26 protein-coding genes and 1 tRNA gene are annotated in these 25,211 nt (G+C 61.8%); 11 read left to right on the forward strand and 16 right to left on the reverse strand.

Going from position 1 to position 25,211, the window contains the following annotated elements; translation table 11 throughout:
- Positions 1-3: 3 nt before the first annotated feature.
- Positions 4-981 (forward strand): ABC transporter permease, encoded by a 978-nt coding sequence (locus AADW23_RS01095; RefSeq protein WP_341862686.1) that lies wholly within the window; start codon positions 4-6, stop codon positions 979-981.
- A gap of 387 nt (positions 982-1,368) precedes the next feature.
- Here AADW23_RS01095 and AADW23_RS01100 read toward each other — a convergent pair whose 3' ends face one another.
- The 6 genes from AADW23_RS01100 to AADW23_RS01125 form a co-directional block, all read right to left on the reverse strand.
- A complete protein-coding gene (locus AADW23_RS01100; protein WP_341862687.1) occupies positions 1,369-2,943 on the reverse strand; it encodes a polyamine aminopropyltransferase in 1,575 nt (524 codons plus the stop codon).
- Positions 2,940-3,158: a DUF350 domain-containing protein gene (locus tag AADW23_RS01105; RefSeq protein ID WP_341862688.1), complete on the reverse strand. Its 219-nt coding sequence runs from the start codon at positions 3,156-3,158 to the stop codon at positions 2,940-2,942. Before AADW23_RS01105 ends, AADW23_RS01100 begins: the two co-directional genes overlap by 4 nt.
- A 30-nt stretch (positions 3,159-3,188) precedes the next feature.
- Complete coding sequence (locus tag AADW23_RS01110; RefSeq protein WP_044006330.1) at positions 3,189-3,368, reverse strand: hypothetical protein; 180 nt, start codon at positions 3,366-3,368, stop codon at positions 3,189-3,191.
- Complete coding sequence (locus AADW23_RS01115) at positions 3,368-4,648, reverse strand: DUF4178 domain-containing protein (protein ID WP_341862689.1); 1,281 nt, start codon at positions 4,646-4,648, stop codon at positions 3,368-3,370. The genes AADW23_RS01110 and AADW23_RS01115 overlap by 1 nt, the downstream gene beginning before the upstream one ends.
- On the reverse strand, positions 4,645-5,280 hold the full coding sequence (locus AADW23_RS01120; RefSeq protein WP_341862690.1) for a DUF4178 domain-containing protein: 636 nt from the start codon (positions 5,278-5,280) through the stop codon (positions 4,645-4,647). Before AADW23_RS01120 ends, AADW23_RS01115 begins: the two co-directional genes overlap by 4 nt.
- A 144-nt stretch (positions 5,281-5,424) precedes the next feature.
- Positions 5,425-6,795 carry an aspartate aminotransferase family protein gene (locus AADW23_RS01125; RefSeq protein WP_341862691.1) on the reverse strand — a complete coding sequence of 457 codons (1,371 nt, stop codon included), beginning with the start codon at positions 6,793-6,795 and terminating at the stop codon, positions 5,425-5,427.
- 109 nt (positions 6,796-6,904) lie between these two features.
- Between AADW23_RS01125 and AADW23_RS01130 the strand changes: the two genes are divergently transcribed.
- The 6 genes from AADW23_RS01130 (at position 6,905) to AADW23_RS01155 (ending at position 12,794) form a co-directional block, all read left to right on the forward strand.
- Positions 6,905-7,528, forward strand: coding sequence for a hypothetical protein (locus tag AADW23_RS01130; protein WP_341862692.1), 624 nt, complete (start codon positions 6,905-6,907; stop codon positions 7,526-7,528).
- Positions 7,529-7,636: 108 nt separating this feature from the next.
- Complete coding sequence (locus tag AADW23_RS01135; RefSeq protein WP_341862693.1) at positions 7,637-8,815, forward strand: M24 family metallopeptidase; 1,179 nt, start codon at positions 7,637-7,639, stop codon at positions 8,813-8,815.
- Positions 8,816-8,891: 76 nt separating this feature from the next.
- Positions 8,892-9,881: a succinylglutamate desuccinylase/aspartoacylase family protein gene (locus AADW23_RS01140; RefSeq protein WP_341862694.1), complete on the forward strand. Its 990-nt coding sequence runs from the start codon at positions 8,892-8,894 to the stop codon at positions 9,879-9,881.
- A 186-nt stretch (positions 9,882-10,067) separates the two neighbouring features.
- Positions 10,068-10,373, forward strand: coding sequence for a hypothetical protein (locus AADW23_RS01145; protein WP_341862695.1), 306 nt, complete (start codon positions 10,068-10,070; stop codon positions 10,371-10,373).
- Positions 10,374-10,436: 63 nt separating this feature from the next.
- A complete protein-coding gene (locus AADW23_RS01150) occupies positions 10,437-11,984 on the forward strand; it encodes an AAA family ATPase (RefSeq protein ID WP_341862696.1) in 1,548 nt (515 codons plus the stop codon).
- An 81-nt stretch (positions 11,985-12,065) separates the two neighbouring features.
- Positions 12,066-12,794: an SDR family oxidoreductase gene (locus tag AADW23_RS01155; protein WP_341862697.1), complete on the forward strand. Its 729-nt coding sequence runs from the start codon at positions 12,066-12,068 to the stop codon at positions 12,792-12,794.
- 91 nt (positions 12,795-12,885) lie between these two features.
- Here AADW23_RS01155 and AADW23_RS01160 read toward each other — a convergent pair whose 3' ends face one another.
- The 3 genes from AADW23_RS01160 to AADW23_RS01170 are packed head-to-tail and all read right to left on the reverse strand — an operon-like array spanning position 12,886 to position 14,970.
- A complete protein-coding gene (locus AADW23_RS01160; RefSeq protein ID WP_341862698.1) occupies positions 12,886-13,269 on the reverse strand; it encodes a nuclear transport factor 2 family protein in 384 nt (127 codons plus the stop codon).
- Between the two features lie 25 nt (positions 13,270-13,294).
- A complete protein-coding gene (locus AADW23_RS01165) occupies positions 13,295-14,050 on the reverse strand; it encodes a TIGR02186 family protein (protein ID WP_341862699.1) in 756 nt (251 codons plus the stop codon).
- Positions 14,047-14,970, reverse strand: coding sequence for a sulfite exporter TauE/SafE family protein (locus AADW23_RS01170; RefSeq protein WP_341862700.1), 924 nt, complete (start codon positions 14,968-14,970; stop codon positions 14,047-14,049). The genes AADW23_RS01165 and AADW23_RS01170 overlap by 4 nt, the downstream gene beginning before the upstream one ends.
- A 216-nt stretch (positions 14,971-15,186) precedes the next feature.
- On the opposite strand from AADW23_RS01170, the gene AADW23_RS01175 reads away from it, so the two are divergent.
- Positions 15,187-15,753 carry an RNA polymerase sigma factor gene (locus AADW23_RS01175; RefSeq protein WP_341862701.1) on the forward strand — a complete coding sequence of 189 codons (567 nt, stop codon included), beginning with the start codon at positions 15,187-15,189 and terminating at the stop codon, positions 15,751-15,753.
- Entirely contained in the window at positions 15,750-17,807 is a 2,058-nt protein-coding gene (locus tag AADW23_RS01180) for a von Willebrand factor type A domain-containing protein (protein WP_341862702.1), read from the forward strand. The genes AADW23_RS01175 and AADW23_RS01180 overlap by 4 nt, the downstream gene beginning before the upstream one ends.
- A gap of 357 nt (positions 17,808-18,164) precedes the next feature.
- Here the strand turns inward: AADW23_RS01180 and AADW23_RS01185 are convergent.
- Together AADW23_RS01185 and AADW23_RS01190 are read right to left on the reverse strand one after the other, a co-directional pair.
- Positions 18,165-18,240 (reverse strand) — tRNA-Ala (locus tag AADW23_RS01185).
- A gap of 90 nt (positions 18,241-18,330) precedes the next feature.
- Complete coding sequence (locus AADW23_RS01190) at positions 18,331-18,669, reverse strand: TIGR02300 family protein (RefSeq protein WP_341862703.1); 339 nt, start codon at positions 18,667-18,669, stop codon at positions 18,331-18,333.
- 126 nt (positions 18,670-18,795) lie between these two features.
- Here AADW23_RS01190 and AADW23_RS01195 point away from each other — a divergent pair, with 126 nt between their 5' ends.
- Together AADW23_RS01195 and AADW23_RS01200 are read left to right on the forward strand one after the other, a co-directional pair.
- Positions 18,796-19,509, forward strand: coding sequence for a SprT family zinc-dependent metalloprotease (locus tag AADW23_RS01195; protein ID WP_341862704.1), 714 nt, complete (start codon positions 18,796-18,798; stop codon positions 19,507-19,509).
- Between the two features lie 4 nt (positions 19,510-19,513).
- Positions 19,514-20,167, forward strand: a complete 654-nt coding sequence (locus AADW23_RS01200; RefSeq protein ID WP_341862705.1) for a GntR family transcriptional regulator — start codon at positions 19,514-19,516, stop codon at positions 20,165-20,167.
- Here AADW23_RS01200 and AADW23_RS01205 read toward each other — a convergent pair.
- The 5 genes from AADW23_RS01205 to odhB form a co-directional block, all read right to left on the reverse strand.
- Complete coding sequence (locus tag AADW23_RS01205; RefSeq protein WP_341862706.1) at positions 20,164-21,144, reverse strand: Hint domain-containing protein; 981 nt, start codon at positions 21,142-21,144, stop codon at positions 20,164-20,166. The genes AADW23_RS01200 and AADW23_RS01205 overlap by 4 nt on opposite strands.
- Before the next feature lie 112 nt (positions 21,145-21,256).
- Positions 21,257-22,645 carry a dihydrolipoyl dehydrogenase gene (gene lpdA, locus AADW23_RS01210; RefSeq protein WP_341862707.1) on the reverse strand — a complete coding sequence of 463 codons (1,389 nt, stop codon included), beginning with the start codon at positions 22,643-22,645 and terminating at the stop codon, positions 21,257-21,259.
- Positions 22,646-22,747: 102 nt separating this feature from the next.
- Positions 22,748-23,143: an MAPEG family protein gene (locus AADW23_RS01215; RefSeq protein ID WP_341862708.1), complete on the reverse strand. Its 396-nt coding sequence runs from the start codon at positions 23,141-23,143 to the stop codon at positions 22,748-22,750.
- A 38-nt stretch (positions 23,144-23,181) separates the two neighbouring features.
- The gene (locus AADW23_RS01220; protein WP_341862709.1) at positions 23,182-23,664 is read right to left on the reverse strand and encodes a hypothetical protein; all 483 of its coding nucleotides are present in this window, start codon (positions 23,662-23,664) and stop codon (positions 23,182-23,184) included.
- A 4-nt stretch (positions 23,665-23,668) separates the two neighbouring features.
- Entirely contained in the window at positions 23,669-25,207 is a 1,539-nt protein-coding gene (gene odhB / locus AADW23_RS01225; RefSeq protein WP_341862710.1) for a 2-oxoglutarate dehydrogenase complex dihydrolipoyllysine-residue succinyltransferase, read from the reverse strand.
- Between the last annotated feature and the right edge of the window lie 4 nt (positions 25,208-25,211).

Genomic DNA, 25,211 nt, shown 5'->3' on the forward strand with positions numbered 1-25,211 from the left:
CCCATGGATTTCATGACCATCCTGCAATTGCTCGACAGCACGGTGCGCCTTGCGACACCCCTTCTGCTGGCCTGCCTCGCCGGGCTATTCTCTGAGCGGGCGGGGATCTTCGATATCGGGCTGGAAGGCAAGATGTTGGCGGCCGCGTTTTTCTCGGCGGCAATCGCCTTCACGACGGGCAATGTTTGGATCGGCCTCGGGGCGGGGATCTTGGCGTCCATTGTCCTCTCTCTCCTGCACGGGCTGGCGTCGATCACCTTCCGGGGCAATCAACTGATCTCGGGCGTGGCGCTAAACTTCCTCGCCAGCGGCCTGACGGTGGTGATTGCGCAAACCTGGTTCTCGCAAGGGGGGCGCACGCCGCCTCTGACCGGGGCCTCCCGTTTTAACGAGGTCGTCCTACCGGGCGCCGCATCGCGCATCCGCGACATCGCCGAGTTGGGGCCTCTGGGGCAAATCTATTCCGAGCTGATCTCGGGCCATTCAATCTTGGTCTACATCTCGCTGCTTATCGTGCCGCTTTCCTGGTGGGTCCTCTATCGGACCCGCTTCGGGTTGCGCTTGCGTGCTGTGGGCGAAAACCCGGGTGCGGTGGATACCGCAGGCATCTCCGTGGTCGCCTTGCGCTATGCGGCCGTCGTAATCTGCGGCGTATTGTGCGGATTGGCCGGGGCCTATCTGGCGACAGGCCTCTCCGCAGGCTTCGTGAAAGAGATGAGCGCAGGGCGTGGCTTCATCGCCCTCGCCGCCCTGATCTTCGCGAAATGGCGCCCCTGGTACGCCCTATACGCCTGCCTCCTGTTCGGCCTGCTGGATGCCGTCGGCAACCGGTTCCAGAATATCGAGATCTTCTCGATCACAGTGCCGGTGCAGTTCATGCAAGCGCTACCCTACATCCTTACGGTCGTGATCCTCGCAGGCTTCGTCGGCCGTGCTATCCCGCCCCGTGCGGGGGGAGAGCCCTACGTCAAAGAACGCTAGGGCAAACCATGCGCTAAAAATAAACCGCAGCGCCCGCCGCAGGTTTTGGGATTGAGTTGTATTTGCCAAGATGAAGCAGGGAGGCGCGCCCGGTCACGCGCGCTGCACCAAGCTCCACCCCGGCCCTGGCTCTACCGGATTGGCTACCGGCGTGTCCGGGGTCCGAGGCTTCACCTTGGACGCCGCTTCACTCTCCAGCTATCGGCGCGTCCCCACTCTGGCATGTTAAGGTTAACATCAGGTTGACCCGACCCAAATGAATACGCTGCCGCACGGGCGGAGGGGCCGCTCCCTTCATCTTGGCAAATACACCTCCGGGGGTATGCCCCTCTCTAGGGAGGGGCATAGGGGGCTGGCCCCCTTCCTCGGTCAGCGTCTGGCGGGCAGTTAACGGAACCAATATTCCCAACCGCGTTGATAGGCGGCCACCAGTGGATGTCCTTGGATCGTATTGATGGGCACATTCTCTGGTCGCGCTTGATCCACGCCGAAGGCCTGCGCCGCTCGCCACACGTCTGCTGTGAGATACCGCAGCCCATCTGGTAATTCTGGAGAGCGATCTGTGGCGGGGAGCATTTGGCCCGCCATCACGAAACCCCAATTACCGAAACTCGGAAGGTAGGTTTGATACGCCACCGTCTCCAGGGTCTCTCCTGGCGCGATTGGGTTGCGTGTGGCCGCGAGGGTGGCTTCCGTGATCCAGAACGCTTCGGTCGCGAAGGTGGGCGATCCTGCTTGCGTCACTAGCAAGCCGTGGCTCGATAAGCGCTCCGTCAGCATGGCGTAGAATTCGAGGGAATAGAGCTTGCTCAGCGCGATGCTCTTGGGATCCGGCAAGTCGGCGATAATCACATTGAAGGTGCCTTCCGCCTCTGCGGCCCAGACCCAGGCATCCGCGTTCACAATCTCAACCCGCGGATCAGTCAGAGCGCCATCGTTAAGCGATACCAGATCGGGGTGCGTCGCAAACAACTCGGTGACGCGGGGATCCAGGTCCACCAATGTCACATGTTCCACGTCCTCATGGCGCAACACCTCTCGGACCGCCATGCCGTCGCCTCCGCCCAAAACCAGCACCCGCCGCGCGTCTGCCACAAGCCCCATTGCCGGATGCACCAACGCCTCGTGGTAGCGATGCTCATCAAGGCTATCGAACTGGATCGAATGATCCAGAAACAGGCGGTAGCGCTCGTCGAACCGGGTGATCACGATGCTTTGGTACGCTGTGGTTTCCGAGAAGATCACCTCATCCTGGAAGAGCCTTGCGTCGACGGCGGACACCATCCGTTCACTCATCCCAAATGCGAAGAGCGAAGCGAGGAGGAGCGCGCCCCATGCCCACCACAAGCCCCGCGCCAAGCGGTCCGAGAACAGGTAGAGAGAGAAACCTGCGACCAGCAGGTTGAGGATGCCGAAGGCAAGCGACGCGCTCATCAGCGGCAGGTTGGGCACGATCAGCAGGGGGAACGCCAGGGACGCGGCCAATGCGCCGATGTAGTCGGCAGTCAGGACGTTCTCAAACCGAAATTCCGCCGCGCCGATCTCTTTCATCACCCGGCTGATCAGGGGGATTTCCATCCCCGACAGCACCCCAATAGCCACAAGCCCGCCATAGAGCGGCAACCCGACCGAGCCATAGATCGCGTAGCTGAAAAACAGCACCGGCCCCAGCGCGCCGCCGATGGCCCCCAAGGCGATCTGAGCCCGCACAAAGGCCGCCAATGCGTCGCCCACAAAGCGCGACGCCCAGGCTCCCACGCCCATGGCACTGAGGAATACGCCGATGACGAAGGAGAACTGGCGGATCGAATCCCCCAGCAGATAGCTGGATATCGTGGCCGCAATCAGCTCATAGATCAGGCCCGCGACGGCCACGATAAACGTAGCTGCCAGCAGCCATGCAACCTTCGGGGTCAGCCCGCCGTTCTCCGGCTCGGCCTGCCCCCCTGTGGTCTCGCTCACGAAAGAATAACGGCCGCGATGATGATCGCCATCGCTACGAACACCGACCCGATCAGGATGGCGAGCGAGGTGTTCTGATCTTCTTCGATTTCCTTGACGATCGGGAAGGGCGACATGAATTCGATGATCTTGTAGGCGATGAACATCAGCAGCATGCCGATGACACTGTAAAACAGCATCGAGATGAACTCGGCGAGGATAATTTGTTCAAGCATGGCGCAGAGGCTCCTGTTGCAAAATGGTGTTTACTTGATCCGACCGAAGGCGAAAAAGCCGCCGCCCGAACCTGTTGATCCTGATCGCACCGAGGGTGCGCTGGCGGTAAGGTCGCGGCTTTCGCGGCCCACGCCGTAATAGCTAAGGTAGCTGGCCCCAAGTAGCGCGATAACGGCGCCGCCGATGATGATAAGACGAATTGGGGCCATCAGTCGTCATTCCAGTCAGAGCCGGCGAACCGGCGTTTCGTGTGCAGCGCCCGGCGTCCGGTGACGATCAGCCACCCGATGCCCGCGATGATCGCAAGGCCAAGCAGCCAGAAGCCTGTCGGCTTGCCTTGGGACACGCGCAGCGCCACGGTGCCTTGGTCGGGGTTCGACCCTTGGGTCTGCACCAGCGAGGCCGTGTAGGTGCCTGCCTGTGACGGGCGGAATCGGAACGTGTTGCGGCGGCTGCCCTCGGACCAGCTCTCACCGCCGGAGCGGCCGGAATAATAGGAAATCGTGCGCTCGCCAGACAATACGACGACGCCGTCGGGGCCGCGAATTTCGGTGCCCAGGGTGGCCCATTGGTTGTTGAACGTGCTCAAGAACTGCACCTGCGCCAATTGCGTGGTGTTGTCGATCTGGAACTCGAACGACCTCGGAAGGGTGGTGACGTCGTTGTAGGGCGTCTCAAGGATCTCGCGCCCGCCCGAGAACATGAACACCAAGCCAAGTACGGCGGCGACAATGGCCACAAGCCCCAGAACCTTGCGCAACAGCCCTTCTTCGGGCAGCGGCGTATAGGGCGTGAGAGGATGCACATCGCCCACCGCGCCAAGGGCGGATGCCTCAAACCCAAGGTCTTTGGCGGTTTCGGCGCGGGGCAGAAGGCGGGTAAACTCCACCTCACGCTCGGTCGGGGATTTGACCAGCGTCAGCATCCCGTCAGGGCCAAGCAGGTTGATGACCGTGTTCTTGTCACCCAGTTTGGGCACCCAGTTGAATTCGCCTTCCATGAAGTCGATCTGAGCAACCGCCATGTCATAATAACGGTACTTCTCGCCATTATAGGTGCGCGTTGGCGGCACCTCGGACCGTTCGACCGTCGAGGCGCTCAACCAATGATTCATGTTGAAATCGCGCACTTTACGCGACCAGGTCAGCTGCCCGTCTTCGACATTCAGCCACCCATAGCCGTGTGTGGGCGAGTACAGCTGATGCTCCACCCACTTCCACGTCTGCCCCCCATAGTGCTCAACCAGGCCCAGCGTGCCGATGACGGTGAATTCGACCCCTTCCAGCGTCAGCGCCATGCCGATCTGCACGGGGCTGTCGGGATGGTTGCGTTTGCCGATGTTGTCGACTTCCTTGTAGCCGTCCTGCGTGTCCAGAACCGCGCCGCAATAGCCGCAAACGTGGGACAATACGCGGCCACCGCCCAATACGGACAGGCCGGCCCCGCAAGAGGTGCAATTGACTGATCCCAGCCCCGCCGCGTTTGTCATGGGCCAGAACTCCCGTCTTGGCGATCCACTTTCAACGTGAACGGATCAAGCCACGCGCCATCATACCATTGGTGGCCGCCCTCCCAGAACTCTCCGGACAAAAGCTGCCCCGATGACCCCGAGGCGTTGATGAAATAGTGTTCGTCATCGACCTGGATCAGCTCGGGAAATTGCCCGCGCACGGCGATGCACTTGGCGGTATCCGCTTCGGTGACGACGTAGTCTTTGCTGGAATAGCTGAACTTCGTGCCCACGGCGGGCGGGTCACTGCGGCGCGGGCCTGCATTGCCCTCGAAGGGGTATTGGACGACGACATCGCCCTCATCAATCGAGATCCAGGCGCCCTCGCCCTTGCTGTTTTCTCCGTACATCTCGTCCCATGTTCCGCGCCCGTAATCGTAGCGCGCATGGCCTTGGATGACGTATTTCTGACCATCGACGTGGACAGTGTCGCCGATCCCGAACAGCATCGGATAATCGTGCATTTCGCCGCTATTGCCGACCGGCGCGACCGTCTCATTCTCTCGGAACAGCGTTGTGCCACAGGCGGGGCAATCAAACATCCGCGTCGATTTTCGGAGGTTGTCGTGGCCATAACCGCAATTAGGGCATGTGACGTGGGTGTCAGTCATAAAGGCGCTGGTCCGAAATCGTGTTGATCATGAATGGGTTGATACTAGTCGGACCGATGCCGATGCGTAAAGGGGGAAGCGCTGATCGCACCTCCCCCGCTGGAATTCCTTACCTCTGAACGCCGCTCCGTGCGCCGGGCCGATCTAGCCCAGAACCTCGGCCACAGCCTCGACGGTGACGCCGACGATGGTGTCGGCTTCCTCTCGGGTCAGGCAGAAGGGCGGGGAATAGCCGACGATATCGGCCTGCGGCATCGCCCGCGCGATCACCCCACGCTTGGCCATCGCCGCCGAGATCTGGGGCACCACCTTGGCCGCCGGGTCAAACCCCGCGCGGCTGTCACGGTCCGCGACCAGCTCCAGCGCGGTCATCATGCCGACGCCACGAATGTCGCCCACATGGTCGTGGCCCTCGAACGCGTTGCGCATCTGTTGCGTCAGGTAGGGGCCGACTTCGCCCGCGTTCTGCACCAGCCCCAGGCTATCGAGCAGTTTCAGGTTCGCCACCCCCGCTGCCGCGCCAATGGGGTGGGCGGAGTATGTCCAACCGTGGCCCAATGGCCCGTTCTCGTCGGTGCCCTTGGCCAGAACCTCGAACACGCGGTCATGGACGATGGAACCCGACAACGGCGCATAGGCGCTGGTAAGGCCCTTGGCGATGGTGATGATATCGGGGTCCATATCGTAGTGCGTTGACCCGAACATGGTCCCCAACCGCCCGAAGCCGGTGATAACCTCATCGGCGATCAACAGGATATCGTGCTGCTTCAGTACCTTCTGGATCGCGGCCCAATAGCCCTCAGGCGGGGGGACAATGCCGCCCGTCCCGATCACCGGCTCTGCGATGAAGGCCGCGATGGTGTCCGCGCCCTCGTCGGCAATCATCTGCTCCAGGTCCGCCACGCACATGGCGACGAAATCGGCCTCGGACTGATTGGCGTCTTCTCGTTGGTAATAATAGGGCGCAGTCGTGTGTCGCACCGTGTCCAGCGGCAGGTCAAACTTCTTGTGGAACAGGCTCAAGCCCGTGAGGGAGCCGCTCATCAAGCCGGACCCATGATAGCCCCGCCAGCGAGAGATGATCTTCTTCTTCTGGGGCCGTCCAAGGATGTTGTTGTAGTACCAGACCAACTTGATGTTGGTCTCGTTCGCGTCCGAGCCGCCTTGCCCGAAGAACACGCGGTTCAACCCCTCCGGCGCGCGATCCGCCACCATCTTGGCCAGCGTGACCGAGGCCTCGGTGCCATTGCCCACGTAGGAATGATAATAGGCCAGCTCTCGCGCTTGGGCGGCGATGGCTTCGGCCACCTCTTGGCGGCCATAACCGATATTCACACAGTAGAGCCCGGCGAATGCGTCCAGCATCCGGTTGCCGTCGCGGTCGATGATGTGACAGCCCTCGGCGGTCTTGACGATCATCCCCTGTGCTTCACCCCGCGCATGGGCCCCCAGCGCGGTGGAGGGGTGAAAGAAGTGGTCCTGATCCCACCGGCTTAGTTGGTCGTTCGTCAGCATAGCGCCACTCCTTTAGCTGAAAGTGATTGACGGCCCACCTTCGCAGGGGGCCGTTTGTCTTCGCGCAGTTCACACGCACCTTGCCGACTTTTGCAAGTCACATTGTTTGATGTCAAATCTCACAAAATTTCACACAAATGCGCCGATCCTCGCCACATTTCGTCGTCAAACCAATTGCCAACCTAAAACACCAAACGGGACAGACGTTATGAATTTCAATGCATTTATCAAATCCGACAGCGGCGCTGTCACTGTTGACTGGGTTGTCCTCACAGCCGCCCTCGCTGGACTTGGCCTTGCTACTACTGGTGTCGTGTCTGGCGGTATCTCGGACTTATCCGGTGATATTAGCGGTCAATTGGCCAGTCAGGAGATCATCACAGAATTCACTTCGGCATCAGTTGGAATGGATTGGGGGAGCTACGATAACCTCGCCAACCAACACGGCGCATCTTGGGGCACCGACGCTGAAGGCCGCAATTGGGCGGAAAGCACCTATGCCGGCTGGTCTGACCCCAACATTCTGAGCGACGCCGACCTTCAGACCCAGTATGCCGCCAATTATGAATATGCCACGACGCAATCTGCTTCCTCTCAGGCAACGCGTACCTATGCCGACTACGCCGCAGTGCAAGAGCAGATCATGATTGATCGCGGACTGGAAATTCCCGCGGGCAACCAATCTGCCGCCGAAGTGCGCGCCCGTTTCGAGAGCAGCAGCAGCAGTTTGTAGAGCCCCCTAAAGTGTCGCAAATGGGCGGGACGCGCCACTGCGCCCCGCCCACACTCCCCCAAAAACCGAGGCTCTTGCAGCAGAGCCCGCAATATGGGGAACACGGCCATGGCCAGCAACAATCTCAATTTCGCCGATGAAGACTACCATGCCCGTCTGGCCAAGCTACGCGCGGCGATGGACGGACAAGGGCTGGACTGGCTGATCATCACCGACCCGTCCAACATGGCGTGGATATCGGGCTATGACGGCTGGTCGTTCTACGTCCATCAAGCCGTGGTTGTGGGGCCCACGGGTCTGCCGGTCTGGTGGGGCCGCGCGATGGATGCACTGGGGGCGCTGCGCACTGTCTATATGCCCGACGATCATGTGGTGGGCTACGATGACACCTACGTCCAGAACCCCGAAAAGCACCCCCATGGGACATTGGCCGCCTTGCTGCTGGAACGCGGTGCAGGGAAGGCACGGATTGGGGTGGAGCTGGACAATTACTACTACTCCGCCGCTGCCCATCATACGCTTCTGGCGCATCTGCCCGACGCCGCCTTGGTCGATGCCACGGGCCTCGTGAACTGGCAACGCGCCGTGAAATCCCCCGCCGAGATTGACCGGATGCGCAAAGCGGCCGGCATTGTCGAGGCCATGCACCGCCGTATCCTGGAGGTGGCCGAACCGGGCCTGCCCAAGCACCATCTGGTGGCCGAGATCCTGCGCACCTCGGTGTTGGGCACGGATGAGGCTTGGGGCGATTACCCCGCGATTGTGCCCCTGACGCCCTCGGGCATGGACGCCACTGCACCGCATCTGACGTGGGATGACAAACCCATGGCGCAGGGAGAGGCCACGTTCTTCGAGATCGCAGGCGTCTACCGCCGCTACCATTGCCCCCAGTCGCGCACCCTGTTTCTGGGCAATATGCCCGACAGCTACAAACGCGCCGAAGAGGCAGTGCTCGAGGCCAGCGCACAAGCGCTTTCGGCGGCCAAACCGGGCAACACCTGCGAAGACATCGCCCGCGCGTTCAACACCACGCTGAACCGGTTGGGATACGAGAAGGACAGCCGCTGCGGCTACGCCATCGGTCTCAGCTATCCGCCCGATTGGGGCGAGCGGACGATGTCCTTCCGGTCTGGCGATACGACGGTGCTGGAACCGGGCATGACCTTCCATTTCATGCCGGCCCTCTGGCTGGACGACGGCGGGATCGAAATCACCGAACCGATCCTGATTACCGATACCGGCGTCGAATGTCTCTCTTCCCTCCCACGGGAAGTCTTCGTTAAATAACCCATCCGTTCACCGCTGCGAGGACGGCCCGTCGGGCCGGACGAGACGACGCCGCCAATGCCCGAAGGGCTTTACCATGACCCTCACCGTTCCCCTCGATACGCCCGGCAAACACTACGGCCACATCCGCCTGCCCCATTCCGCCGACGACAGTGCCTGGGGCCATGTCATGGTGCCCGTCTGCGTGGTCAACGGCGGCAACGGCCCCACGGCTCTGGTGACCGGTGCCAACCATGGGGATGAATACGAGGGGCCGATCGCCATCCGCCAACTCATCAACACCGCCACGCCCGAGACAACCACAGGCCGCCTGATCCTGATCCCCCAACTCAACATGCCCGCGTTTGAGGCCGCGACCCGCACCTCCCCCATCGACGGCGTGAACCTCAACCGAGCCTTCCCCGGCAATCCCACCGGAACGCTCACCCAGCGCCTTGCGGCGTTCGTGAATGACCACCTCATTCCCCCGGCGGATCTGGTTATCGACTTCCACTCTGGCGGCAAGACCCTCGACTTTCTGCCCATGGCCATCAGCCATATCCTCGACGATGCGGATCAAGACGCCCGCTGTGCCGCTGCCGCGCGGGCCTTTGGTGCGCCCTATACGGCACGCCTTCGGGAAATCGACGACGCGGGCATGTTCGATGGCGCGGCCGAGCGGGCCGGTAAAACCTTTGTCACCACCGAAATCGGCGGCGCGGGCACCTCTACGCCCGCCTCTGCCGCGGTGGCGCTCGATGGGTTGCTGCGCACGCTGGCCCATCATGGCATTCTTTCTGCCGCTCCCGCGCCCGCGCCGACCCGTGGCCTCGACCTGTCCGACCCTTTGGGCTTTCATTTCTCCACCCGCGGCGGGCTGTTCCACCCCCTTGCAACCCTTGGCGATAGGGTCGCCCGAGACCAAGCCCTCGCCCATATCTACGCGACCCAGGATCTGCAAAGCCCGCCGCACACCCTCTATGCTCAACGCTCGGGGCTTGTCTCTGCGCGCCACGTTCCAGGCCTTATCAAACCCGGTGACTGTGCCTTTGTGTTAGGCACGGATGATGGTCCCATGGGCCGTTAACCATGCACTAAGCACCTTAACCAATTACCTAAAATTATCTGTTTCCAAACGCGACCTTGTCCGTTCCCCCCGGCGCGGCTACGTCGTGTTCAACTTTCAACATTGACGTCGATGAAACAGACCACCGCGCGGGAGAACCCAGTCAATCCATCGATCCGAACGGATCGCCACGGACCCTAAAATCACATGCGCAAAGACACCGAAGCCCTTCTGGAAACCGTTCTCGCAGCCGTCATGGCCCCCGAGACCGACGCCCTCAGCCTTGCCACAACCCTACGCAACTCCTTGGCCGATGCCCCGGCAATTGCCGTGATCCGGGCGCTTCTGGCGGCGGATCAGGTGATATTGGAGACCTTCGCGGGCACCTCAACGGGTCGTGTCGATGCAGAACTCGCCCGCTCTCTGGCCTTCACCCTCGTGAAAGCCGCCGACGACCTTTCCCACATTCGCGACGATCTTAACCGCGTCCGGCTTGGCGATCTTCTGCTTTAGAAAACGCGGCTCAAGCGTGCCTCGGCTCTACCCCTCGCCCCGGGGCGCAGGTAGGGTCCGCCCATGACCACGCTCGCCCCCACCTTCTCCGACGATCAAGCCCAAGCTTACGACCGCATAACCGAGGTTTTGCGGGATATGGGCGTGGATATCGACAACGACACCCTTGTGCCTGCCAAAGACACCCACTCACAGGTGCTCGCCGTGACTGGCAAGGCGGGATCAGGCAAAACGCTGCTGCTGGCCGAGATGGTCAAGGCGTTGGAGCGCACCGGGGTGGAGATCGTCTCGGGCGATTGGGAAGGCAAACGCCGAAAGGAACGGCGCACCGTGGCCGTTCTTGCGCCGACCAACAAGGCGGCCTCGGTGCTGCGGAACCGGGGCGTTCCGGCCACAACAATCCATCGCATCCTCTATACGCCCATGTATGACCCGGAATTCGAGAAGGTCGCCGAATGGCTGGCGGGTCAAGGCGAGCGGCCCGAGATCGAGGCCCTGACCGATGCCGCCATGGACCGCGCGAAAGAGGTCTACGAGGCCACCAAATCCGTCCCCGCGGCCCTTGCCTCCGCGGGCCTGCGCGGCTCCGACTTCATCACCGGATGGAAGCGGCGCGAAGATGGGCTGGATATCGGTCTGATCGACGAATCCTCCATGCTCGATGACAAGCAGTTCCAGGATTTGAAAGAGATCTTCCCAACCCTCGTCCTGTTCGGCGACCCGGCCCAACTTGCCCCCGTGGGCCAATCGGGCGCGATGATCTTCGACCGTTTCAAAGGCGACAACCTGCTGCATCTGGGCCGGGTCCATCGCCAGGACGCCGATAACCCGATCCTCGATCTGGCCCACGCCCTGGGCGATCCGCAACTGGAATTCCGCGACTTCGAGCAGATGATAGAAGAGGCCGCCGCCCGTGACGACCGGGTGATTGTCAGCCCTCGGGCCAATTCCGACATGATGGCGCGGTCCCCGGTGCTGGTCTGGCGCAACGCCACGCGCATCCGGCTGATTGCCGCGTTCCGATCCGCGTTCGGCGCCGGCGATGATGAGATCCTGCCCGGCGAACCGCTGATCTGCGACGGCATCGAGTTGCCCCTCAAACACCGCAAGAAACGCATCGACCTGGAAGCCCGCGGCCTGATCAAAGGCGCGCCCGTGGTCTATCTGGGGCCGGGCAATAAACCGGGCTTTTCCCGATTGCATGTCATGGGCGCGGAAACCCCTCGCTTCTCTGCCGCCTCGATTGTGAAGATCGAGAAACCGGGGGAAGAAGAACCCTTCCTCCCCTACGCCGCCCGCATGGGGGCCGCGTTCCTCCATGGCGCAGCGGTGACAATGCACAAGGCGCAGGGCTCGCAATGGCCCGAAGTGCAGGTCTTCGCGCCCGATCTCTACGCCGCCTCTCGGGCGGGCCGGATGGAGGCCGGACAGGCGCTCTGGAAACGGCTGGCCTATGTCGCGATCACCCGCGCGGAAGAGCGGCTGATCTGGGTGACACGCTACATGCTGTCGCGCCCGGTGGCTGATCTGGGAACGGACGATTTGATCGTGAAGGCCGCCCCTCTGGCGCTGGAGGCAGAAGACGATCCAGAGGGCATGACGCCCGGCTGACGAAGGCGCAATTCAGTGTACGGGATGTGTACGCCCCGGTGTACAGATGTCACAGGCCGATCTTGCTGTAGGAGAAACCCCATGAAGACCATTCTCATCACCGGCGCCAGCTCCGGCATCGGCCGCGCCACAGCCGAGGCCTTTTTGGCCGACGGCTGGCGCGTCGCCCTCCTCGCGCGCCGCCGCGCGCTCCTCGCAGACGTGACCCGTGGGCACGAGAACGCCCTCGCCCTGCCGGGCGACGTGACGCGCTTGGACGACATGGAAAACGCCGTGGCAAAGGTCGCCACGACCTGGGGCCGCCTGGACGCCGTTTTCAACAACGCCGGCATTTTCTCGCCCCAGGGCACCATTGACGAAATCGACGTAAATGACTGGCATCAAAGCGTTTCTGTCAACCTCACGGGCATGTTCAACACCGCGCGCGCCGCCTTCGCCCAAATGCGCGCCCAAGACCCCCAGGGCGGCCGAATCATCAACAACGGCTCCCTCTCCGCCCACTCCCCCCGCGAAGGCTCGATCTGCTACACGACCACTAAACACGGCGTCACCGGTCTGACCAAAACCCTCAGCCTCGATGGCCGCCCCTTCGGCATTGCAGCGGGCCAGATCGACATCGGCAACGCCCGCACCGACCTTGTCGATGCCCTGAATGAGCGCCGTATCTCAGACGGTAAACCTCTGATGGATATGATGAATGTGACCGAGGCCGCCCAATCCGTCCTGCATATGGCGAACATGCCTGCCTCCGCCAATGTGCTGTTCCAAACCATCCTCGCCACCAACATGCCCTACGTGGGGCGCGGTTAGCTCCAGCTTCATCTTTTCAAAAATATCGCGGGGGGAAGGCGGGCCCTCCGGGGCCGTCTTGGGGGCAGCGCCCCCCAAATTACAAAAGGACTCAGCCCGGTTTCCGCACCCATTCCGATCTCCAGGTCGGCGCCTCAAACGGGTCGGGCCAAAACTCTCTTTGCAAAGCAATCAAATCCCCTCGCACCGTGTGGAACGTCAGCGCCGTGGCCCGCACGTCCCCATCGCTCACACAAACCTCGGTTACAATCTGATCCCCCTGCCCCACAATGCGGCGCAACTCAAAGGTCCACGGCCCCTTGGCCGGATAAGCCGCATTCACTGCGGCAAAGTTCTCCCGCCCCTCGATCACTTCATCGGATTGCGGCCACTGAAGCCGGAAATCTTCTGTCAAACAAAGGCTCGCCGCATGGAAATCGTTGCTGGCCATAGCCTTCCAGAATCCGCGTACGACCCTCTGGGAGGCAGAACTCATGGGCGCCTCCAGAGCGCCACCAAGCTCACGCGCGAATGTAGCGGAATACGGCAGAGGCCATCCATCCTGCCAGAATGGCGATCGTCAACGACAAGATGCCGTAGACCAAAGGCCGCTCGTGGGCGAGATTATAGATGAACCGTTCCAAACCGACTTTCCGCACCGCAATGTCTTGCTCATATACGTCGAGGACTTCGCCCCCACGGGTCAAGATTATGCGCGTGCGGTAGTCACCTTCAACCAGGTTCGCAGGCAATTGGATCACCGTGTCGAACAAAGTTTCGTTACGCAGCGTCACGCTGCCTTCGTTCAACTGGTACAATTCCTCGGATTCCCTGATGCGGATCAAGGCCTCCGTGAAGTTTTCGGCATCCGCCACCCCAAGTCCCACGGCGCGGATGGCTCTGGGGATCGACACCCTGTGGCGCAAATCCTCTGTATCGGTGATCGTGGCCGCAAAACCTGCCGTGGTCGCCACCGCATAAAACGACGGGGCGGAATCCACTTCGACGGCGTCGGTGTTGACCCAAATCCCGAAGCGGCGATCCTTCCGGCGTACGGCCACGGGCATCGACGGACCTTCCACGGTGATGATCACCTCCAGGTCACCCTGAGGCGCAGGCGCTGTCCGGCTGACGGCGCCGAAGATCATGATCTCCGAGCCTTCAAAGTTCGCCGTAATGTTGATGGCATCTTGCGACAGTCCTGCCACCACCTCTTCTGCGTCAGCAGCAGAGACACCTGCGAGGAGCGTAGCGAGGAGAAGCGCGATCACTCTCAATGGCTTGCCCCCGCGCCAATCGAGTACAGCTCTGCCGGCATGACCAGCAGGTCAAAACCAAGCTTACCGCACACGGCCAATACCATGATCGCCAGCAAAATCCGCAATTGCTCGGCCTTCAGCTTGGTCCCGATACGCGCGCCAATTTGCGCCCCCACAACGCCGCCCACCAGCAAAAGGACAGCCAAGACCATATCCACCGTGTAGTTCGTCGTCGCGTGCATCAACGTGGCGAACGCAGTGACGAAAATGATCTGAAACAACGACGTCCCAACAACAACCTTGGTCGGCATCCCCAGCAGATAAATCATCGCAGGCACCATGATGAAGCCGCCGCCGACCCCCATGATCGCAGACAGAACGCCCACAAACAGCCCCACGACCACGGGCGGGATCACCGAGACATAAAGCCCCGAGGTCCGAAACCGCATCTTGAACGGCAATGCGTGAATCCAGCCGCGATGACGGCGCTTGGGTGGCACAACGCCCCCGGCGCTACGGGCTTTGCGGATCGCGTTGAGGCTCTCGAAGAACATCAACCCGCCGATAATGCCAAGGAAAACAACGTAGCAAAGCTTCACCAGCAAATCGACTTGGCCGATCGCGGTGAGCATTGCAAAGATTTGCACGCCGATCGCAGCCCCAATCAGACCGCCGACCAGCAGCACCCCGCCCATCTTCAGATCAACGGTCTTTCGCTTGAAATGCGCCAACACGCCGGAAAAGGATGACGCGACAATCTGGTTGGCTTCGGTCGCCACGGCGACGGCGGGCGGAATACCGATGAAGAACAAAAGCGGCGTCATAAGGAAGCCGCCGCCGACACCGAACATCCCCGAAAGGATGCCCACAAGTCCGCCCAACCCCAGCAGAAGGAACGCGTTCACGCTCACCTCGGCAATCGGAAGGTAGATTTGCATATCGGTCGGACCTTTTTGTCGCTGTGATTGCGTGTAACCCGGCTTGCCCCACGAAAGCCAGTGCAGCGTCTGCGGCGAAAAGCCATAACCGGGTAGAGACTTTTTCTGCACCCACTTCACGATCAAGTTCAAGCCCATTTTGAGAACGCTGGTCTCGAATTCGCCCTTCCACACGTCAAATACAAAAAATTCGCTCCCACACCCAAGGATTGCCGAATGGGACCCGTCATAGGGTATGAGATGCGCATGAATGTGAGTGATGAAAATCTGGCCCTTGCGGCGGCCGGTGGCGACGGGGCCGCGTATCAGCTGTTGCTGAGCCGCGTCTATGACCGCCTGTTTGGTCTGTGTTTCCGGCTCACCGGAAGCCGGGCCGAGGCGGAAGACTTGACCCAGGACATCTGCCTGGCCCTGCCCGGAAAGCTCTCGGGGTATCGGGCGCAGGCGAAGGTGACGACGTGGCTTTACCGCGTCGCGGTGAACGCCGCCACGGATCGGCGCAGGCGGCAAGCCAGTTACACGCGGGCCACCGATGGGTGGGCCGATTGGGAGATGGACCGCGTACAATCGGCGCAGGAAGCCACCGAGGCAACGGCGTGGCTGTATCGCGCGATGGCGGAGCTGTCGCCAACGCTCCGTGACACGCTAGCGCTGGTGCTGGACGACGTCACCCATACCGAGGCCGCCGATATTCTGGGCGTCTCCGAGGGCACGATTTCGTGGCGCGTAGCGGAAGCCAAGAAGAAGCTACGGGCACTGAAAGCAGAGGAGGAGGACAAATGACCTCCAATAACTTCAACGATCTGGACGACCTGAAGCGCGCGATGGCCGATGCCACGCCGACGCCCGATGCTGCCCGCAAGGCCGAGGCGATGGCCCGCTCATTAGAAATTTTCAACCGCGCCCAAGGATCGCAGGATGCGGCGCGTCAAACCTCTGAGACCCCGAAAGACCGGGGCTTTTTCAGAGGAGCTTTTGATATGTTGATTTCCAGAACGACTGGCGCATTGACCGCCACCACCGCCCTTGTTGGGGTTGGCCTTCTCTTCCTGAGCCCACAGGGCCAAGAGATGCTGCAAGGCCCGCCAGGGGTGCCTGAACCAATCACCTCCGCGCCCCCTGTTACCGCTCCGGCCCAAGCCGAGGTGGATGTGGCAGACGACTCGCTTGTTGCGGCGCCGATGGTCGTGGCCGAAATGGCCGACACCGATACGGAGGCAGAACTCGCCCCCCCCGCGGCCCCGCGCCCCCGGGCCGAGGTTTCTGTCTTTTCCGCCGCCGGGGATGCGGCACTGGGCGGAGTTGATGGAACAATCGTGCCCCTGGGGGGGATTTCTCAGCAAGGCTACGGCAATTCCGCTGCGGTCGCCGCGCTTCCACAGGGGCGCAGGGCACCGCTTGTGCAGGACCTCGCCCCCGCGCCCGCGCCGTTAACGGAAGAATTCGCCAACGCCGATGCGAATCCCTTGCAGGTGGTTGCGGAAGATCCGGTTTCGACCTTCTCGATTGATGTGGATACGGCCTCTTACGCGCTGCTGCGCTCGACCCTGAACCGAGGGCAATTGCCCGCGCCCGATGCCGTGCGGATCGAGGAGATGGTGAATTACTTCCCCTACGACTACCCCGCCCCCACGGCGGACGACGTCAGCCCGTTCCGCCCCACGGTGCAGGTCTTCCAGACCCCCTGGAACCCCGACACGCAGCTTTTGCACATCGGCATTCAGGGTGAGATGCCGGCCGTGGAAGATCGCCCGCCGCTCAACCTCGTGTTCCTGATCGACACCAGCGGCTCGATGAACGACCCGGCGAAGCTGCCCCTGCTGATCCAATCCTTCCGGCTCATGCTGGACCGCCTCAACCCGGACGACGAGGTCGCCATCGTGACCTACGCGGGCAGTGCGGGCGTGGCTCTGGAACCGACGGCAGCCTCTGACACGGCCACGATCTCAGCCGCGCTGACGGCCCTGCAAGCGGGCGGTGGCACCAACGGCGTGGGCGGGCTGGAAGAGGCCTACCGCCTTGCCGCCGAGATGACAGATGACGGCGACGTCAGCCGCGTCTTGCTGGCCACGGATGGGGATTTCAACGTCGGCATCAACGACCCCACTGCGTTGGAGGATTACATCGCCGAACAGCGCGAGACGGGCATCTACCTCAGCGTGTTGGGGTTCGGACGCGGTAACCTGCAAGACGACACGATGCAGGCCTTGGCGCAGAACGGCAACGGCACGGCGGCCTATATCGACACCCTCCACGAAGCGCAGCGGGTGTTGGTGGACCAGATGGCGGGCGCGCTCTACCCCATCGCGGATGATCTGAAAGTGCAGGTCGAGTTCAATCCCGAGGTGATCGCCGAATATCGCCTGATCGGTTATGAGACCCGCGCCTTGGCTCGAGAGGATTTCGCCAACGACGCCGTGGACGCCGGCGACATCGGGGCGGGTCATTCGGTGACGGCGATCTACGAGATCACGCCCGTGGGCTCCCCCGCCGTACTGGTCGCCCCCCTGCGCTATGCCGCCGATGACGGCGCGGAAGACGTGCCGTTCAGTGACGAGTTGGGCTTCATCTCGCTCCGCTGGAAAGAGCCGGGCGCGGAAGACAGCCAGTTGGTCGACTTCCCCATCGCCCGCGCCGTGGCCGAACCGGGGGAAGACGCGCAATTCGCCGCCGCCATCGCGGGCTTCGGACAGCTTCTACGCGGCTCGGATTTCCTGGGCGATTGGGACTACGCCGACGCCATCGCGCTGGCCAATGCCAACCGGGGCGCGGACGAATTCGGCTACCGGACCGAGGCGGTGCAACTGATGCGACTGGCGGAGAGTATGGCGCAGTAAGATTCGATGATGCGATTGAACGCCCGGGCTCCGCCTGTTGGGAGGCCGGGCGTTTCTTTGCACGAGGGCGCTCCACGTGCGGCTCATGCGCTTCGCGGAATCGTCCTGTCGGCTTGACTAGGGAAATACCGGGAGATCGGAAAATAGTGCCCTGACGGGCCTGCGCTCTTTGCAAAGCAAAGAGCTTATGGTGGAGCCTAGCGGGATCGAACCGCTGACCCCAAGCGACCGCAACGCGGCGCAAGGGTCATGCGCTCCGACATATAGCGAAGTTTGAAGAAGCTTTTGCCCTCTCGGGACATTTTCCTGCGGAAAATACCCTGACGGGCCTGCGCTCTTTGCAAAGCAAAGAGCTTATGGTGGAGCCTAGCGGGATCGAACCGCTGACCTCCTGCATGCCATGCAGGCGCTCTCCCAGCTGAGCTAAGGCCCCATTGGCGGGCGGTGTAAGGCCGGGGCGCAGACCGTGCAAGCGAAAAATCCGCTTGAACGTCATTTCCCGGCCTAACCGTCCATTGCCAGGTCAGTCTTCGCTCTCTTCCGAGGCTACGTCTGCGATATCGTCAAGGGCAACTGTGTCCTCGTCGTCATCGTCTAGCACATCATCGTCGGGCAGATCGGCGTCATCGTCTTCATCAATGTCGATGTCGTCGTCGAGCACCAGATCCTCATCGTCCGAATCGGTCTCTTTGGCTTTTGTCGCGGCCTTGTCGGCCACCAGGCTTTGGGCACCGCCCTTGCCGGTTTCAAGCACAACGACTTCGCCCGTATATGGGCTGACAATCGGGCTTGCACCCAAGTCGTAGAACCGTTTTCCGGTTGTGGGACAGACGCGCTTAACGCCCCATTCCTCTTTGGGCATGATACCCCCCTTATTTCACGGGCTTCAATCATCGCTATCGCGGGAACTCGCGCTCTGCCATAGTGGGGTCAGGCTGTCAAAGCCTTTCCGGCCGTGCGCGCCGTCTCGCAGTATGGAGCTACACATTTGGCTGCTCAATCGTCGGTTTCAACCCATGTTCTTCCCGGAGACCCTCCGGTTGAGGTTTTGTTGCGTCGCAATGCCCGTGCAAAGCGGTTTTCCCTGCGGGTCAGCCGCTCGGATGGACGTGTGTCGCTGAGTCTGCCTACTTGGGCGCCGGAAGCCGAGGCTTTGGCTTTTCTTCGGGCGCGGGAGCCATGGGTAAGAGAACATCTGGATCGCTATCCCGGCGTCAAAGCCGCGAGAATTGGCGCGGATGTTCCCATTTGTGGCGTGCCGCGGCCTGTTGTCGCCGGATCAGGGCGGGCGGCGCAATTCAAAGACGGGGCGCTGCATGTGCCCCAAGGCCCCCGCGAAGGGCCGCGCATCAAGGCGCTTCTGACAGCGATGGCCCGCGAACGGCTTAGCGCCGCCGTGGCGACCCACGCGGGCGCGATTGGCAAGCGGTATGGCAAGATCACCCTGCGCGACCCCCGGTCGCGGTGGGGCAGTTGTTCGTCCAAAGGCGATCTGATGTTTTCGTTGCGGTTGATTATGGCCCCACCCGAGGTGCTGGATTACGTTGCGGCCCACGAAGTTGCGCATTTGGTCGAGATGAACCACTCGGCCCGCTTCTGGGCGCTGTGCAAGCAGCTTTGCCCCACCACCGACCAGCACCGCCGCTGGATGCGTGCCAATGGCGCGGATCTGCTGGCTTGGCGCTTTGACGCGCAGGAGTAGTGCCATGTTGATGAACCCTCGCCCAACCGAGACCGGGGCCGCCGTGGCCCATGACCGGGTCTATCGCGCGTTACGATCCCGGATCATGTACGGAGAGGTCAGTCCCGGCCAAGCCATGACCCTGCGCGGTGTGGGGCGTGAATTCGGCGTCTCGATGACCCCGGCCCGCGAAGCGGTGCGTCGGTTGGTCAGCGAGGGGGCGTTGTTTCTGTCCACCTCGGGGCGGGTATCGACGCCCGAGCTGTCGAATGAACGGATTGAGGAGTTGGCATCGCTGCGCGCGCTGCTAGAGCCGGAACTAGCCTCGCGCGCGTTGCCCCGCGCCCACCCCGCGCTGATCGAGAGGATGGAGGCGATCAACGGTCAAATCGCCCATGTGATCGCGAAACGCGATGCGGTGGCCTACATCAAGCTGAACCTCGAGTTTCACCGGACGCTATACCTGCGTGCCCAAGCCCCGGCGATGCTGGCGCTGGCGGAAACGGTTTGGTTGCAGATGGGGCCAACGATGCGGGCCCTATATGGGCGATTGGGGCGCACGGAGTCGCCGCCCCACCACCGCTTGATCCTTGCGGCCCTGAACGCAGGGGATGAGCCGGGCCTGCGCCTTGCCCTGCGGGCCGATGTGACCCAAGGGCTAAGGCTTCTGGCGGCTTAACGCAGGGCCAAGAACGCCTCGTGCCCGCGCAACACGGGACGGGCGACGGCCATGGGGCTTGCACTAAGCTTGGGAAACAACTCGCGAATTTCTTCGGCGGCGCTCAGGTCGAATCCGGTAAGGGTTTCATCATTGGCCAGAAGGCTTTCGCTTGGCGCGCCTTCAGCAATGACGATCTGATGGGTGTCAAACATGATGTGGTGATAAGTGACGCGCGGTTGCGGGGCCTGATGGGCAAGGCCCAATTGCGTCATCTGCCGTGCCGATACGAGGGCGCTATCGGCCCCCAAGGCCAGTTCACACCCCGCACCAGAAATCAACATGCGGTGCTGTGGCGACACAAGAAGATCGCGCTGCAAGCCGTTCCAACCGGCGGGGATACATACCGGAGCAAAGACGCCCATGCCGGGCACCTGACGCTTGCCGACCCACCGCAACGGCTGATCGCCTGCGTCCAACGTGCGCACCATATCGCCCACCGCCAAGTCCTCGACCGCGATCCAGCCCCGCGCAGTGCTCAGCCGGGTGCCGGCCACGAAGCACGCAACATAATCGCCGTAAGCATTGGCCTGCTGATGAGAGGTCCGTTCCGTGTTGAAGGTGTATGACGTGCCCGGCACCATCTCCACCGTCGAAACTATGCCATCCACGGCGCCCTGCTGATAGCCGTCGCCGCCGAAATGGAAGCTCGTCACCTTATGGCCGGTGGTGGTGTTAATCAGGTCATAGGCGGTGTTGATCGTGGTGCCAGAGGCGTAGGCGCTGCCGTCGATATTAACCGCTTGGTTCAGGCTTTGGGTGCCGTCAACCTCATCAAACACTGCTTCGTCATCGTTGACCTCGATCAACGTGGGAACGGCACCGGGCTTGAGTTGCAGCGTGAATGTAGGGCTCCCGGCCGCCTGCGCACCGTCTTCGATTGGTGGGGCAGTGACAAAATCCGAGGGGCTGTAGACGTACAGATAATAGACGGGCATGGGAATCCTTGGGGCAAAACTTGTCCCTCTAATTCCCTTCAAATCGTCCGAAAATGTGGCCGTGGAAGGGGGCGTTCATGGCAAACGCCCCCTTCCTTAGCTTCTTGCTGTGTCAGGCGTGGATTGCGCCATCGCCGCAGGCCAGCGCTGCTTCGCGCACAGCTTCCGAGTAGGTCGGGTGCGCATGGCAGGTCATGGCCAGATCCTGGGCCGAAGCGCCAAATTCCATCGCGACGCAGACCTCGTGGATCAGGTCACCGGCCATCGGGCCGATGATATGCGCACCCAAAATGCGATCCGTTTCGGCATCGACCAGAAGTTTCACAAAGCCTTCCCCAGCAAAATTAGCCTTCGCGCGGCCGTTGCCCATGAAGCTGAATTTACCAACCTTGTAAGCTTGGCCCGCTTCTTTCAGGGCTTCTTCTGTTGCGCCGACGGTGGAAACCTCGGGGTGGGTGTAGATCACGCCGGGGATCACGCCGTAGTTCACGTGCCCATGCTTGCCGGCAGCCACTTCGGCGGCGGCAATGCCTTCATCCTCGGCCTTGTGGGCCAGCATCGGGCCTTTGATCGCGTCGCCGATTGCCATGATGCCCGACACGTTGGTGCGGTACTGGCCATCGACCTCGACCTGCCCACGCTCCGACAGCTTCACGCCAAGCGCCTCCAGCCCCAAGCCATCGGTGTAGGCCTTACGCCCGGTGGCGACCAGAACGACATCGGCGTCCACGGTCACTTCGCTGTCATCCTTGCGCAGCTTGTAGGTGACCTTTGCCTTGGTCTTCGTTGCGGCCACAGATTGCACCGCCGCCCCCAGAGTGAAGCCGATACCCTGCTTTTTCAGGGTGCGCTGGAAGACCTTGGACACCTCTGCATCCATGCCCGGTGTGATATGGTCGAGGAATTCAATAACCTCTACCTGCGTGCCCAAACGGCTATAGACCGAACCCAGTTCAAGCCCGATCACGCCCGCGCCGATCACGACCATCTTCTTGGGAACTTTCGGAAGGCTCAACGCGCCTTCGCTGTCCACGACGACCTTCTGGTCAATCTCGATCCCCGGCAAGCTTGTCGGCTCGGACCCAGAGGCCACGATTATGTTCTTGGCGCTATGCACCTCATCACCGACCTTGACTTTGCCAGCTTCGGGGATGCTGCCCCAGCCCTTCAGCCAGTCAATCTTGTTCTTCTTCAGAAGGAACTCCACACCCTTGGTGTTCTGCCCAATCACGTCGTCCTTGTAGGCCTGCATCTGCGGCCAATCCACGGAGGGGGATTTCCCCTTCAGGCCCATCTTGGCGAAGTTATGTTCCGCCTCGTGCAGCATATGGGACGCGTGGAGCAGCGCCTTGGAGGGAATGCAACCGATGTTCAGGCAGGTGCCGCCGAGGGTATCGCGCCCCTCTACCACGGCCGTTTTCAGGCCCAGTTGCGCACAGCGAATGGCGCAGACATAGCCGCCGGGGCCGGAGCCGATTACGATAACGTCATAGCTGGACATGGAAGGCCTCCAAAGGGTCGTTGGTCAGGGCATACAATAGGGGCGCTGAGGTCAGCAAACAACCGCAGCAAGAGGGGTTCTTTAGGGGTCGCAGCGGCGCATTCAGATCAGCGCCGCAACGGTCATTGTGATGGTCGCAATCAAGCCCACGAACCAGATCAGGCTTCGCCAAGGACGCAAGCCGAAGGCATAGGCAGGCACATAGGCCACGCGGGCCGCCAGATAGATCCAGCCGCAGGCCGCCGTCACCGCGCTTGATTGATCTGCAAGGGTCACGACCACCACGGCAATCGTAAACAGGATCAGCCCTTCGAAATGGTTATCAAAGGCCCGCCCCAGACGACCCGTGCGGTCCGACATGGCACGCGATGGTTCGCGGTCACGCGCAGAGCTGGTGTAGCCGGTGCCGAGCTCCTTATTCGCCGGAATGGCGTAGAGCGCGAATTGCACAACCTGTAGCAAGCTGGCGAGGGCGAGAGCGGTGAGTTCGGGGGTCATGTTCTGGCTCAGTTCTTGGGAAGAAGCAGGCGGTTTGATTATTCCAAACTATCCAACACGCGCCCCATCATCCAATCAATGTTTGTCTCACCGTTCACCCGCATCGCGTAGGGGCCAACGTCACCGGCATCGCTTTCATCCCACACACGGGCCTGGCATCGAGCAACGCCTCTGATCTGAGCGCCAAAGCCGTTCGCGGCCTCATAGGTCAGAAAGATAGACGCGATATAGCTGGTGCCATAGGAGAAAATCCGGCGGTCCATTTCATCAAGTGCATCGAAAGTGTCGACGCCGCGCCACGTGGCATAGGCCGCCTCATCCATCGGCTCAAGATCGAAGTGTTCACACTCCAGCCGTTCATAGGAGGACGGGGACCGCAGTCGCTCAACCATCTGCGCTTCGCACACCTGACAAAAAAGCTCTTCCGTTGACTGGAAGAAGTCAGGGATGAAATCCGCATGGGTAGCCCCCGCAGGGACAAGCCCCGCGAGTGCCAGAACCAATGCAGTCGGACCACGCACCTTTTTACAGATCCATCAACAGGCGGCGTGGGTCTTCCAACGCTTCTTTCACGCGAACAAGGAACGTCACCGCGCCTTTGCCGTCCACGATCCGGTGGTCATAGGACAGCGCCAGATACATCATCGGACGGATCACGACCTCTCCGCCGATCGCCATGGGGCGGTCCTGGATCTTGTGCATCCCCAAGATGCCCGACTGTGGCGGGTTGAGGATGGGCGAAGACATCAGCGAGCCGTAGACACCGCCGTTGGAGATCGTGAAGGTGCCGCCCTGCATTTCCGCCATGGACAGCTTGCCATCGCGGGCGCGGGCGCCCTTTTCACCGATGGCTTTCTCGATGTCGGCAAAGCTCATCTGATCGACGTCGCGGATCACCGGAACCACAAGGCCCTGCGGCGTGCCCGCAGCGATGCCCATGTGGACGAAGTTCTTGTAGACGATATCCGTGCCGTCGATTTCGGCGTTAACCTCGGGCACCTCGCGCAGGGCGTGGACGCAGGCCTTGGTGAAGAAGGACATGAAGCCGAGTTTCACGCCGTGCTTCTTCAGGAACAGGTCTTTGTACTCGCTCCGCAGCGCCATGACTTCTGTCATGTCGACCTCGTTATAGGTCGTCAGGATGGCGGCCGTGTTCTGGGCATCCTTCAGGCGACGCGCGATGGTTTGGCGCAGGCGGGTCATCTTAACCCGCTCTTCCCGCTCCTCGTCCCCTGCTGCCACGGGTGCGCGTGGTGCCGCCGCCGCTGGCGCCGGAGCCGACGCAGGAGCGTTGCCCGCGTTCAGCACGTCTTCCTTCATGATCCGGCCATCACGGCCCGTGCCAGTGACCTGATCCGCCGACAAGCCCTTGTCCGCCATCAGCTTTTCTGCTGAAGGCGCGTTCTTGACCCCTTTCCCTGCATCCTTCGCAGCGGGGGCGTTGGGGGCTGCCACATCTGGCCCACCTGTGGCAGACGGTGCGACCGCGCCGGCGCTGCCGCCGATCACCGCCAGCTTGGCCGAGGCCTCGACCGTCGCGCCTTCTTCCGCCAGGATCTCGCTCAACACACCCGCCGCGGGCGATGGCACTTCCACTGAGACTTTATCGGTTTCCAACTCGCACAGCATTTCGTCCTGGGCGACGGTATCCCCGACCTTCTTGAACCACGTCGATACCGTGGCTTCGGTGACGCTTTCGCCGAGCGTCGGCACCATGACGTCCACCGCTTCGCCATCGGCGTCGGGCTCTGCCGCCGTGCGCGCACCGCTGGAAGAGCCATCCTCGGCCGCTTCCTTGGCCTTGGGGGCCGCTGTCGACCCGCTGTCGCCTTCGCTCAACGTCGCCAGCAGCGCGTCAACGCCGACGGTTTCGCCTTCGGCTGCAACAATCTCGCCAAGCGTCCCGGCTGAGGGCGAAGGCACCTCGACCGTGACCTTGTCGGTTTCCAGCTCACACAGCATTTCGTCCACTGCGACGGCATCGCCGGGCTTCTTGAACCATGTCGCCACGGTCGCCTCGGTCACGGATTCGCCCAGAGTGGGCACACGAACTTCTACAGACATCTCA

The organism is Gymnodinialimonas sp. 57CJ19, assembly GCF_038396845.1.
In the GTDB taxonomy this organism is placed as follows: Bacteria; Pseudomonadota; Alphaproteobacteria; order Rhodobacterales; family Rhodobacteraceae; genus Gymnodinialimonas.